10 protein-coding genes are annotated in these 13317 nt (G+C 53.8%); 3 read left to right on the top strand and 7 right to left on the bottom strand.

What is annotated here, in order from left to right; all coding sequences use genetic code 11:
- The first annotated feature begins 77 nt into the window (after positions 1 to 77).
- Entirely contained in the window at positions 78 to 1070 is a 993-nt protein-coding gene (locus tag REIFOR_RS08775; protein WP_100257199.1) for a 2-hydroxyacid dehydrogenase, read from the top strand.
- Here REIFOR_RS08775 and REIFOR_RS08780 read toward each other — a convergent pair.
- Positions 1060 to 3237 (bottom strand): malate synthase G, encoded by a 2178-nt coding sequence (locus REIFOR_RS08780; protein ID WP_100257200.1) that lies wholly within the window; start codon positions 3235 to 3237, stop codon positions 1060 to 1062. The two genes, REIFOR_RS08775 and REIFOR_RS08780, sit on opposite strands and share 11 nt — an antisense overlap.
- A 151-nt stretch (positions 3238 to 3388) precedes the next feature.
- On the bottom strand, positions 3389 to 4339 hold the full coding sequence (locus tag REIFOR_RS08785) for a LysR family transcriptional regulator (RefSeq protein WP_100257201.1): 951 nt from the start codon (positions 4337 to 4339) through the stop codon (positions 3389 to 3391).
- Between the two features lie 207 nt (positions 4340 to 4546).
- Here REIFOR_RS08785 and REIFOR_RS08790 point away from each other — a divergent pair, with 207 nt between their 5' ends.
- Positions 4547 to 6157, top strand: a complete 1611-nt coding sequence (locus REIFOR_RS08790) for an isocitrate lyase (RefSeq protein WP_100257202.1) — start codon at positions 4547 to 4549, stop codon at positions 6155 to 6157.
- Between the two features lie 91 nt (positions 6158 to 6248).
- On the opposite strand, the gene REIFOR_RS08795 is transcribed toward REIFOR_RS08790, so the two are convergent.
- From REIFOR_RS08795 to REIFOR_RS08805, 3 genes are all read right to left on the bottom strand, one after another.
- Positions 6249 to 6800 (bottom strand): NUDIX hydrolase, encoded by a 552-nt coding sequence (locus REIFOR_RS08795; RefSeq protein ID WP_100257203.1) that lies wholly within the window; start codon positions 6798 to 6800, stop codon positions 6249 to 6251.
- 82 nt (positions 6801 to 6882) lie between these two features.
- The gene (locus REIFOR_RS08800) at positions 6883 to 7953 is read right to left on the bottom strand and encodes a fatty acid desaturase family protein (RefSeq protein WP_100257204.1); all 1071 of its coding nucleotides are present in this window, start codon (positions 7951 to 7953) and stop codon (positions 6883 to 6885) included.
- Positions 7953 to 9035 (bottom strand): flavin reductase family protein, encoded by a 1083-nt coding sequence (locus REIFOR_RS08805; protein WP_100257205.1) that lies wholly within the window; start codon positions 9033 to 9035, stop codon positions 7953 to 7955. Before REIFOR_RS08805 ends, REIFOR_RS08800 begins: the two co-directional genes overlap by 1 nt.
- Before the next feature lie 125 nt (positions 9036 to 9160).
- On the opposite strand from REIFOR_RS08805, the gene fabR reads away from it, so the two are divergent.
- On the top strand, positions 9161 to 9814 hold the full coding sequence (gene fabR, locus REIFOR_RS08810) for an HTH-type transcriptional repressor FabR (protein ID WP_100257206.1): 654 nt from the start codon (positions 9161 to 9163) through the stop codon (positions 9812 to 9814).
- Here fabR and REIFOR_RS08815 read toward each other — a convergent pair.
- Positions 9785 to 10540: a TSUP family transporter gene (locus REIFOR_RS08815; RefSeq protein WP_100257207.1), complete on the bottom strand. Its 756-nt coding sequence runs from the start codon at positions 10538 to 10540 to the stop codon at positions 9785 to 9787. The genes fabR and REIFOR_RS08815 overlap by 30 nt on opposite strands.
- Positions 10541 to 10763: 223 nt before the next feature.
- Positions 10764 to 12515, bottom strand: coding sequence for a hypothetical protein (locus tag REIFOR_RS08820; protein ID WP_100257208.1), 1752 nt, complete (start codon positions 12513 to 12515; stop codon positions 10764 to 10766).
- Between the last annotated feature and the right edge of the window lie 802 nt (positions 12516 to 13317).

The raw sequence follows: 13317 nt of genomic DNA on the forward strand, positions 1-13317 counted from the left end.
CCCGACACTTGAGACCCGAGACCCCAAATAGTCGCCACAGCCCATCAGTCTGAATCTTGCTAACGGAATGTAAGCCAATGAAAATTGCCGTATTCAGCAGTAAACCCTACGACCGGGCGCACCTGAGCGCGGTCAATCAGGATCAACATCAGATGACCTTTTTCGAGCCGCATCTGGATGAGCAGACCGCCATTCTGGCCCAGGGCTTCGATGTGGTCTGCTGTTTTGTCAATGACACCCTTTCGGCGCCGGTTATCCGGACTCTGGCTGACCATCGGGTGCAGATGATTGCGCTGCGCTGCGCCGGCTTCAACAATGTCGACCTGGTGCAGGCCGACGCCAGTGGCATCCTAGTCGCCCGGGTACCGGAATACTCGCCCTATGCCGTGGCCGAACATGCCGTCGCGCTAGCCCTATCGCTCAATCGCAATCTGCATCGGGCCCATAACCGGGTGCGTGAAAACGACTATTCTTTGCATGGCCTGCTCGGTTTCGATATGCATGGCAAAACGGTCGGAGTGATCGGTACCGGTAAGATTGGCTTGGCCTTTTGCAACATTTTGCTCGGCTTCGGCTGCCGGGTAAACTGCTACGACCCCTGCCCCAACCCAGAGCTTGAAAAAACCGCCGCGACCTATGTACCACTAGAGCAGATCTGGACCGACAGCGATATTATCTCCCTGCATTGCCCGCTGCTAGCCACGACCCGGCACATCATTAACAGTAATTCGATCCATCAGATGAAACCGGGCCTGATGCTCATCAACACCAGCCGCGGTGCGTTAATCGATACCCGGGCGGTGATTGATGCGTTGAAAATGGGCCACATCGGCTATCTCGGCTTGGATGTCTATGAAGAAGAAGCCGAGCTATTCTTCGAAGACAACTCCGATGAAATACTGCACGACGATATGCTCGCCCGCTTACAAACCTTTAAGAACGTATTGATCACCGGCCATCAGGCGTTTTTCACCCAGGAAGCCTTAACCGCCATCGCCGAGATCACCTTGCGCAATATTAATGGCCTGGCCAACAACGACCCAGCGGCCATCTACCAGGTCAAACAATAGCCGCCGAACGCGCCTTTACTTGCCTACGATAGGCATGCAACAACGGCTCGGTGTAGCCATTGGGCTGTGTTGAGCCGTTGAGGATCAAGGCGCTGGCCGCCTGAAAGGCGAGACTGGTGTGATAATTCGGTCCCATCGGCCGGTAGAGCGGATCCGCGCGGTTTTGGCCATCGACGATCCGAGCCATTTTTTCCAACGTCACCAGCACCAAAGCCCGGTCGATAACACCCTGTAACAGCCAGTTGGCGAGATGTTGACTGGCAATACGCAGGGTCGCCCGGTCTTCCATTAGGCCCATGTTGCTAATATCCGGCACCGTCGAACAGCCAATACCCTGCTCGACCCAGCGCACTACATAACCGAGTACGGCCTGAGCATGGCCGTCTAACTCCTGTTGAATCTGCAGCGCCGTGAGCTCGCTCGGATCGGCTAAGAGCGGCAGGCTGAGCAACTGTGCTAAGTTCACATCTTGCCGGACCTGCGCATCCTGTTGCCGCGCGACCACATCGACCTGATGATAGTGCAGGCTGTGCAGCACCGCACCGGTCGGCGACGGCACCCAGGCGGTGCTGGCACCGGCCATGGGGTGGACGATTTTTTGCCGCAACATCGCGGCCATCTCGTCGGGCATGGCCCACATCCCCTTGCCAATCTGCGCCCGACCGGCTAAGCCACAGGCCAGGCCGACCGCCACATTGTGCTGTTCATAGGCCGCCAACCAAGGCGCTTGCTTCATCTGGGCCTTGGGTACCATGACCCCGGCATAGCGACTGGTGTGGATTTCATCACCGCTGCGATCGAGAAAGCCGGTATTGATAAACACTAAGCGCTGCCGAGCCTCAAAGATGCAGGCCTTCAAGTTCACACTGGTGCGCCGTTCCTCATCCATAATGCCGATCTTGAGAGTGTTTTCGGCCAATCCCAATGCCTGTTCGATACGGCCGAACAACTTGACCGCGAAGGCCACTTCGGCCGGGCCATGCAACTTAGGTTTAACCACATAGATACTGCCGGTTCGGCTGTTGCCGCGCCGCTGCAGGTCGTGGATCGCCGACAGGCTGGTAATCATGCCGTCCAAAATAGCCTCGGGAATCGGATTACCTTGGGCATCGAGCACCGCGTCGGTCAAGATATGATGACCGACATGACGAATAAACATCAGGCTGCGCCCGGCTAAGGTCAACTCGCCGCCCGGTGCGGCGTTATAGGTTCGATCTGTCGCCAGGCGGCGGGTCTGGGCCTGGCCCGCCTTGCGAAAGGTAACCCTAAGGTCACCGGTCATCAAACCCTGCCAGTTACGATAGAGCGCGACCTTGTCCTCGGCATCGACGGCGGCGACCGAATCTTCGCAATCCATGATGGTACTGAGCGCCGCCTCGACCCAAAGGTCTTGTACACCGGCCAAATCTTGGGCACCGATCGCGCCCTGCCGGTCAATTTGAATCTCCACATGCAGGCCATGATGGCGCAGCAGGATCGACTGTGGTGATGCACTCTGACCCGTGAAACCGACAAAGGTTGCCGGATCCACTAAGCGGGTGTGCTGGCCGTCAACCAGCAACACGTCCAGTTCGCCAGCGTCGACGCGATAACCTTGAACTTGAGCATGGTTGCCCTGCCGCAAAGGCGCAACGCAATCCAAATGCGCCTTGGCGGCCGCGATCACCGCGCTGCCGCGCGCTCTGTTGTAGCCTATAAGATCACCGGCGGCTTGATCATAAGGGATCGCATCGCTGCCATAGAGGGCATCGAACAGACTGCCCCAACGGGCGTTGGCGGCATTGAGGGCAAAACGGGCGTTCATCAGTGGCACCACCAACTGGGCGCCTGCTAATTGGGCAATCTCAGGATCTACCTCGTCGGTGCTGATCTGAAAGTCGTCCACATCGGCCTGTAAATACCCGATCTCGACCAAGAATGCTCGATAGTCGTTCGCTTCGAACACCTGGCCGACGCGATCCTGGTGCCAACGATCGAGTTGCGCCTGCATCCGATCGCGGACCTGCAACAGCTCTCTATTGATGGGCCCCAGCTGCGCAACGATCAACGCCGTTTCACGCCAAAAATGGGCAGCGCTGATACCAGTACCCGGGCAAATTTCACGCTCCACTAGGTCCACCAAGGATTGGGCAACGCTTAATCCGCCTATCTGAATCATCATCGTCATAGAATTCTCCGCCAACTTATGAAAATTAATATATTTCGATCATAGGGCGCCCAATTAGATTCACATAATATATATAAACAATACATCACATTCATAAATCGTATAAGTATAAAAACAGGGTCAAAAAAAAGGCCTAAAAGAGGCCCTTAGGTTAAAAATACGGCGCCGGAATTTCCTCGGCCACATCGATAATCAGACGACGAATCCAACGGTGCGCCGGATCATGGTGCAGCAACGGACTCCAGACCATCTTTAACAACAGAGAGGGGATTTCAAACGGCGGCGCTTTGACCGCCAGGCGCGGATTACGCGCCTGCAAATGTGCCGCTCGGGCCGGAATGGTGACAATCAGATTGTTTTCCTCGGCGAGCAGCATGGCCACCTGATAATGACGGGTAAAGACCGCTATATCGCGCTTCTTACCCATCTGATGGAGAATATCATCGACGAAACCGAGCTTCTGCACATCGCTTGGATCCACCCCAACACCCACACCATAGCCGGTCTTGCTGACCCAGACATGGCGGGATTTAAGGTAATTGGCCAGGCTAAAGTTTTCCAGAATGGGGTTATCGGTACTGAGCATACAGCAGAAGTTATCGGTCCAGACCGTCATCTGATGAAAGGATTGCGGCAACGTATCAAAGCGATTGATCACCATATCGACACGACCCTGCTCGACATCGGAAAAATTGACATCGCTGGGCGTCATCACATCGAGCGCCACGCCCGGCGCCTCGACCGTTAAACGCTTGAGCAGCGCGGGCAGTAGGGTCGATTCAGCATAGTCACTGGCCATGATCCGAAACACCCGCTGGCTCTCCAAGGCATCGAAGTGGGCGCGCGGTTGGACCACCTTTTCCAACGACTGCAACGCCAAGCGTAACATCGGCTCCAGCTCGCGAGCCCGTTCGGTCGGAGTCATGCCGTCGCTGGTGCGAATCAGCAGTGGGTCGCCAAATAGATCGCGCAGGCGACGCAGGCCATTACTCATCGCCGGCTGGCTAATACCCAACTTTTGAGCAGCTCGAGTAACACTTCGCTCGCGCAACAACGCATCTAAATAGACTAAGAGGTTCATATCTACTCGGTTTAACTGCATATTTTAATTCCTATAAACAAGAACATTATTTTTAGCGTAATTACGCTAAAAATATAAATTCTTCTGATTACTATTCACTATACGTATAACCAAAATTATACATATAAACTAGACGAATCATAGCCGCCTGCCTATTGTTTATACAGATCCAAGCAATATCCAGGGCGCCAGCGCCGCTTAATACACACCCAAAAGAGGTTCTTCAAGATGTCACAAGCCAAGGTTGCTACCTATAAAGACAGCGTGCAGGCCGCCGATCGCCTGAGCCAAGCTGCTGGCCCCAGTTGGGACCGCATCGATGCCGAAGCGGTAGCGCGCATGCGCACTCAGAACCGTTTTCAGAGCGGACTCGATATCGCCCGTTACACCGCCACCATCATGCGCCGCGATATGGCAGCCTACGATGGCGACAGCAGTCAATTCACTCAGTCGTTGGGTTGCTGGCACGGCTTTATCGGCCAACAGCAGATGATCTCGGTGAAAAAGCATTTCACCTCGACCCGAGGCAAGTATCTCTACCTGTCTGGCTGGATGATTGCCGCTCTGCGCTCAGACTTTGGCCCCCTGCCCGATCAGTCGATGCATGAAAAGACCGCCGTGGCCAGTTTGATTGAGGAGCTCTACACCTTCCTGCGTCAAGCCGATGCGCGCGAGTTGGGCGTTCTGTTTCATGCCTTGGATAGCGCCGTTAAAGCTGGAAACGACCTAAAGGAACGCAATCTAATTGCGCAGATTGATCAATATGAGACCCATATAGTGCCGATTATCGCCGATATCGATGCCGGATTTGGCAATGCCGAAGCAACCTATCTATTGGCTAAGAAAATGATTGAGGCCGGTGCCTGTTGCATCCAATTGGAAAACCAGGTTGCCGATGAAAAACAATGTGGCCATCAGGATGGCAAGGTCACGGTGCCGCATGAAGACTTTCATGCGAAAATCCGCGCGGTGCGTTATGCCTTTTTAGAGCTTGGTGTCGATGACGGTATTATCGTCGCACGCACCGATTCCTTAGGAGCCGGTCTTACCAAACAGATCGCCAAGGTCAGAGTCGCCGGCGACGCGGCAGACCAGTACAACAGTTTCTTGGATGTCGAAGAAGTGACGCCGCAGATGTTGAACCCGGGCGATGTGGTCCTGCAACAGGATGGCAAGCTGGTGCGACCCAAACGCCTGCCATCGGGCCTGTTCATGTTCCGGCCCGGTAGTGGTGAAGATCGCTGTGTGTTCGATTGCATCGCAGCGCTGAAGGCTGGCGCCGACCTACTCTGGATCGAAACCGAAAAACCCCATGTGGGCCAAATTGGCGGCATGGTTGACCGAATTCGAGCGGTGATACCGACAGCCAAACTGGTCTATAACAACTCGCCGTCGTTCAACTGGACCCTGAGTTTCCGCCAGCAACTGTTCGATGAATGGTCGGCGGCCGGCACCGACGTCTCGGCCTACTCACGCGCCGAGTTGATGCAGCCGAGCTATGACGATAGCCCACTCGGCCTGGAAGCCGATCGTCGCATCCAGCAATTCCAACTGGATGCGGCCAAGAATGCCGGCGTATTTCACCATCTTATTACCCTGCCAACCTACCATACGGCGGCGTTGTCGACTGACAACCTGGCCAAAGCCTACTTTGGTACCGATGGCATGCTGGGTTATGTTGCCGGCGTGCAACGACAAGAAATACGCCAAGGTATCGCCTGCGTGAAACACCAGCAAATGTCCGGCTCAGATATAGGCGATGACCATAAGGAATATTTTTCCGGAGACAATGCCCTGAAGGCAGCCGGTGACGATAACACCATGAACCAGTTCGGCTAGACCCGAGCCTTGGCAGGCGCTCGAACCAACCCGTTTATACCGCTAAAGGGCGACCCTAGGGTCGCCCTTTTTATTGCGCTGCACAATCAGCCTAAATTGGTTGGGTTGCAAGGCTCTTGCGGACCATACGCATAATCGATTCTTCTTGGGTCAGTTGGCCTATCTCGGCTCGGTTTAACCAGCGCAAAGCATTGGATTCATGACTCAGCACTAAGCTTTGCTCAGCACTAACAAACCAGAAGCGAACATCGAGATGCCAATGCTCCGGCTCCGACGGCCGCGCCGGAATGCGGTGCACGTCCAGATCAAAGATACCCGGTTGGGCCAGAACCAGATTGAACAACCCGGTCTCTTCCTGGGCCTCACGTAAGCTGGCCTGAGCCAGGTCAGCATCATCGGCATCGATGTGCCCACCCGGTTGCAGCCACATGTTGAGCTTCTTATGGTGCAGCAATACCGCGTGCTCACGCCGGACATCCGTTATCCAGGCCGAGCCGGTTAGGTGACCGGCCAGATTGGCACGCGACCAATAGTCCGGGTTAGCACGGACAAACTCAACGATAAATTCTTGCGCTTTCTGCTGGTCAGAATCCAGCGCACTATAGTCAAGCAGCTGGCCCAAGGCCTCTTGTTGCGAATACATGGGTGTCTCACGGACTAGGAACGAAACGGCACTCTACGCCAGTGGCTGGGCTGAGCCAACCATTTTGCGGTGCATGTAAGGGTCAAATGGACCGCGGACGCGACGGAAAAGCATGCCGGCAGATAGCATAGATGACCTGATAGAACTGCACCGACAGTCGCCCACTGTTATAGGTTTGGCCGTATTCGGCGCAGATCGCCTTGACCCGTGGCGCTAGTTGGGCATAACGATTCGCCGGTATATCGGGGAACAGATGGTGCTCAATTTGATGGCTGAGATTGCCGCTCAAGAAGTGAAACAGCTTCCCGCCGGTGATATTGCTGGAGCCTCGAACCTGGCGCACATACCATTGTCCGGGCTCGTTGTCATTGACCGCACTGGCCGGGAACAAGACCGTTTTCTCGGTAAAATGGCCGCAGAAGATAATGATAAAGGTCCACAAACTGCGAATCACATTGGCCGCCATGTTGCCGGCTAAGACCGATAGGAACATCGGCCCCGCCAATAGCGGAAAGATCAGATAATCTTTGCCCAGCTGCCACTTAATCTTCTGCCAGGCCTCGGGGTTTTGCCGCGTCAGGTGCTTAAAATAGTTCGTGCCCGGTTGCGGCTTAACGTTTAGGTTTTGCAGCGCCACGCCCCACTGAAACGCAAAGGCAAAGAAAAAGCTATAGAGCGGCTGGAGCAGATACCAGGGATGCCACTTTTGTTCGGCAAAGACGCGGATAAAACCATAGCCTATGTCCTCATCCTGCCCTTCAATATTGGTGTAGGTATGATGCTTGTAGTTATGAGTCTTACGCCAATTGTTGCTGGTGCCGAGAATATCCCATTCAAACTGCTTACCATTGAGGTGTTTATCTCCGATAAAATCATACTGACCGTGGATCACATTATGACCCAGCTCCATATTGTCGATAATTTTAGATAGGGCCAAGGCCGCCACGCCGATAAACCAGAACGGTGGAATAAAACTCAACATCAACGCCGCTCGACCGATCACACCCAGATAGCGCACCGCACGGTGGACGCGCCGAATGTAATCGGCATCGGCCTGACCGATTTCTTGTTTAACCTCGGCATGCAATTGATCGATGGCCGCGCCAAAGCGGCGCGTCTCATCGGCAGTCAATTCTTTGTACAGGGCGGTCATTACATCTCCAAGCTTATATCACTGAGGGCGGACTGGGTGCAGGGTTTAAAGCCCGATGCCATGGCCTCGTTGATGGAACGATCACCCTGATGTTGGGTGATGCCACTGATTTTATTGCAACTGCAGGTATTACAGGTGCCCCGGCGACAACCGGATGACACGGCCACGCCAGCCCGCTCCAAGGCGTTCAATAGATTGACCCCACTGGGCACGGTTACGGTTCGGTTCTGTTTGGTCAAGCGGACCTGAATCGGCACGCCGGCTTCGGCGGCCACCAGTAGCGGCGAAAAAGATTCGAACTGAAAGGTGTTTACCAGGGGCGAGAAGCGCTCCCGTATCTGGTCGACAAAGCCATCACTGCCGCAGGCAAAGGCTTCAAAGTCGGTCAATCGGCCCTTTAGCTCCTGAAACCAGGCTGAGGTTTCGGCCAAGAGTCTGGGCGTACCGTCGGCATTGCGTTCCAAAAATTGCGTTTCGAGAATCTTCAGCTCAAACCAGCTGTGCTTTTGCGCCAAATTTTTTAAGCGCTCAATAAAGACCAAGTCTTGGGTTGTTTTGCCCCAGTAGACCAGCTGCACCGGCTGATGGCGCATGGTCTGCGACCAACTCTCGAGCATAGAGATAATCGGTGTGATACCGATGCCACCGGCTAAGAATAGGGCCGGTTTTTGGGCGAAGCTATTGACCGTCACATCACCATACACCTCCCCCAAGCTAAAGCGCATGCCACGTTGGGCATATTGATTTAGATAGGAGCTGACCTTGCCATTGGCAACCTTGCGCGCGGTAATGCGAAAACACCGACCGCGCACACCGCTAACCGAATAACTGCGCTGGAAGCGGTGGCCATCGATTTCAATGCCGACATTAACGTGTTGCCCGGGCAATACGCCAACAAAATTGGCATTGGGCTTGAGCCAGATAGAGACTGTATTGGGTGTTTCTGAGACGACCTTCACGGCACGTGCCACTGCGGCCTGACGGCGCGAGAGAAGTCCTAGTTCGGCACACCAAAAATCGAAAACGGGCTCAGGGAGGACCATATTTCGAAACGACATCAGCGCATCAGAAACTTTTATCATACTTTTTACCGTCTAGTTAGACCGGCAATTATAATGAATTGTATACACTTGTCTAATAATGCTCTGCAGAGGGTCTCATTAGTGTTAAGTTAAGACCTAGCCGGGATACGACTTAAGGATGACCTGTGAGCCCATCAGAACGAGCAGCCAAACCGACGGTTGGCCGCAAAGCCACCATCAGCCAAGAACAACTTATCGCTGCGGCCCTTCGGTTGGTCGGCCCGCATCGTTCGATTTCCTCGCTTAGCCTGCGTGAGATTACCCGCGAGGCTGGCATTGCACCCAATAGTTTCTACCGGCACTTTAAGAGCACGGATGAATTGGCTATTTGTGTGATCGAACTGGCCGGCAGCACCCTGCGTAAGGTCATTGGGCAGGCCCGCTTTCGCGCTCAGGAGCGCAATAAAGGCATCGTGCGGATGTCGGTCGAAACCTTTATTGAACAACTCTATGACGACGGCCCCTACCTACCCATCTTGCTGCGCGAAGGCGTTATCGGCTCTGACCGCTTTAAGCATGCGGTGCGTCAGCAGCTGAGCTTTTTTGAACAGGAGTTGACCGAGGACCTGATCGCGATCGCCGCCCGATCAGCCCTGTCACCGGCCGCACCGGCGCTCATTGCCCGGGCCATTACCCGCCTGGTGTTTGCTATGGGGGCCGATGCCTTAGAGATGCCCCAAGAGGAGCATCCTCTGCTAATCGATCAGATGGTGATTATGATCAAGATGCTCGTCACTGGCGCGTATCAACTAGAAAAATACCCACAACTGACGGACTGACATCGCCACGCACATCAGGATAACCATAGGCCGGATCAACCGAGCACCGCCCCAATAGATTGAATGGGCGCCCAAGGTGGCCCCCAGAGCCTGGCCCACCATCATCACTAGGCCGATCGACCAGATCACCTGACCGCCGAAGGCGAACAACACTAACGAGACGATATTCGAGGTAAAGTTCAAGGGTTTGGCGATAACCGTTGAGTCGATCAGAGTTTTACCCCGCAGCACCACGCTGCTGGCGGCAAAAAAAGAGCCGGTGCCCGGACCGAAAAAACCATCATAGAAACCAATCAGTGGGACTAGGGTTCTGCCCCAGAGGCGATCACTGATCCTGGCCCGACCTTCCTGCTCACCCAAATTAGGCACGGCAAAAAAATAGCCGGCAACGAGCAACAGCAGCAGCGGCATCACCCATGCTAGCCAGCTGGTGTCGATGCGTTGAATCAGCCAGGTACCAGCCAGGGCGCCTAAGGCCGTATAAGCCATCAGGCGCCCTAACCCAGCCGTCTTCAACCGGCCTTTAAGATAAAGGGTTAGGGTTGCCGACAGGGTCCCAACAAAGCCTTGGCACTTATTGGTCGCCAAAGCCTGGATGGGCGGAATACCGCACAGCAACAACGCGGGCAAGACCAGCAAACCGCCCCCACCGGCGAGGGTATCGACCCAGCCTGCGATGAGCGCAACGATAAATAATATACCGAGTAATTCAATAGGAAAGTCCATGCGGGGTCCAAAGTAAAGGTTCGCTGCAGCAGTCTGTCGATGGCGCACCTGCGGGCCTCGGATAGAGAGTCGGCTAGGTGATTCAACAGGGTAGAAGTTAGCCAGGCGGCAAAGTTACCAGCTGGTCATCAAAGGCTGACCGGCGACCCTACCTTGACCATGTCTGTCATTAAAATTTGTGAGACTTACCGATCTCACCCTGGCCGACTACTGGTCGATTGCCCTATTCTTCGGCCAATGAGGGCAGCAGACCGACCGCGGTCAAACTGCTCCATATTACCTGTTGTTCGTCACTGGTCTGCACATTGGTGACAATTAGGTGATAACGGGAATCGGCCATCGACCAATTCAGACTGGTGTGAATGGGCCGGTCATTAATCCGTTGATAGGCCTGGAACCAGAGGATTTCTGGCGATGTCATACTGTGCAGCATCTTATCGAATGCATCATGTCGGGTAATTTCAATGCTGAACTCCTGTTGCGCCTGACCGAGCTGAAATTCATAGACATCACCCAAGGGGTTGAACGGCTTCGCCAAGCGACGACTGGTCAAACCCTCTGAATCTAACCAGGCCCGCCATTCGTCCAGATGTTGCTCATCTTCGAAGCGTGCAAAATTCAGCCAGGCTTCCTGCTTACCTTCGTCCCATACCAACGCCATGTCCAGAGGAACGCGGAATTTGGTGGTGCGGGCCAGTGCTTCACGCATGGCGGTAACCGACAACAAGGCCTGTAATTCGCTCATATCAATAGGCCCAATCTGCACTGCCGTGTCGGCCAAATAAACTTGTGGTACGGGGGCTTGGTTTAACACCGTGCGTTTGCTAGCCAATTGGTTATCGTAGGCCGCTTTCTCAACTAACAATTTTTGCTCAGGCACCGGCGCCACATAGTCTTCGGCCAGCGTATTCATGCGCCGTATTTCTTCGGCGGTGTAAATCGGGTTGTCTAAGACCACCTTATCATCCATGGCCACTATTGGGTTTTCCACGCGCTGACCATTGCTGCCGAGAATCTTGCGGAACCGCGCACTCAGACCACTTTTACGCAATTCATGGTGCCAATATTTTAACTCGGCGAGGGTTTCCAGCTCACCAAGGTAAATGCCAACCGGCATATCATCCGAAGACTGGGACAGGAACACCGGCAAAGGTGCTTTTTGGTAGGCGCGTGAGTTGAAGAATTGACGCAGACCACGAAACTCTAAACTCCTTACCGCTTGCTGCATGTTGCCAAACTGACCCAGCTGCAGGGTAAAGGGGCCGGCTGGAAAACATTTGCACAACTCCGCCAAGCTCAGAATGGGTGGCAACGATTGGGACATAGTGCTGGGCACATATACCGGCACTGCGGTGTCGATGGTAACCGGTGGATTGTCAATTAGGGCCTGCTGCCGTTCCGCTTCTTGCTGTGCTTGAGCGGCCTCTTCAGCGGCTAAGGCTTTTTTGTCGACACCACCAAAGTTCAACCGCAAGCCATAGCGCCAGCGTGTTTGATCGGGGATTTCACCGGCCAACCAACCCTGATAGCCAGCATCGGCAAAGGCTCTAAAGCGGGTAAAGATGGGTACACTCAACCCGAGGCCGACTTGGTAGCCCGGTTGAAACATGGTGATCAGATCGTCAGTGCCGGCCTGTAACGCGTTGCCGGATAGGACCATTCCGGCCTGCGTTTGTAAGCGCAGGCCATCCTCGCCAAGCTGCCATAGGAGCCCGACCTCATATTGACTGAAGGCATGGCTTACCGCCGAACCGAACCCATCATAGGTCATACTATTAAGATATTGATAACCCAAATCCAAACCTAGGTGGTTGTCACCTATGATTTGCAGATGGGTCGCGACGCCCCAATCGTCCACTAGCGTCGAGCTGGCTAAACTGCCGTCAACACCATACTCCAGGGCATGCACCAGCGGCACGGCGAACATTAGCGCGACAGCAAATAGTGGGGGTCGAAATAATTTCAGGACTGACATAACAAAGAATCCAAATAGTCTTAATCAGTTTATCGCCCGACGGGTCAAAACATTTAGTACTATTTGCCGGCGATCGGTCCTGAGAGTTTACCCTATGGCCTTGAAATACAAGACTATTGAAAGATGCTCGGCAATAGCCAAGCCTAGCGGCGGGATTGGAGGTTAAAACCGGGATGTGAGGGCCTAAGCAGAAAAACTTATTCATTCGGATTTGGCAAGCCGACTCGCCTAAGCAAACGCGCTGCTAAGACCGATAGAACCCCACTAGCTTAAGGGTCCTATGGCAGGATGGGGTATTACTAGGCGACCTGCTGAACGCAGATCAATTGTCGCTCAAAATAGCGACACCCTGAACATTCAACTCTTCACGCACTTCGGGTCGGCATAGGTTTTTCAGCGTGTTGCGGTTCCCGTCGTCTCGTACTTTTGGTGTTTTGGAAATTACTTTCACAAAAGCCATAAGAGAATGTCTGGAGGGTCCGTTCCGTTTCATTTAATGTTGTTCCTGGAGGTCAGTTATCTTACGTTTCAGCACACAATATTTGAATTTGTGGCTAAGTCTCTAAAGCGTGTTAAATATAGAACACTTGCTGGTTAATTAACGAGCGATTTTTAAGACTAACATTATCAACTTTTACGACACAATGACGCTAGGACAGTCATATATTGGCGCATTACCAGCAATTGGCCGCTGCCATTTGTATTACAATCCCTTTTACTAATATGTGCACTATTTAACACAAGCGACATAATACTCCGAGCGACTCGGAAGAAGCTTGATTCAACTCAAAAGGTATTGGAG

Origin of the sequence: Reinekea forsetii, from assembly GCF_002795845.1 — a bacterium.
Taxonomy (GTDB): Bacteria; Pseudomonadota; Gammaproteobacteria; order Pseudomonadales; family Natronospirillaceae; genus Reinekea; species Reinekea forsetii.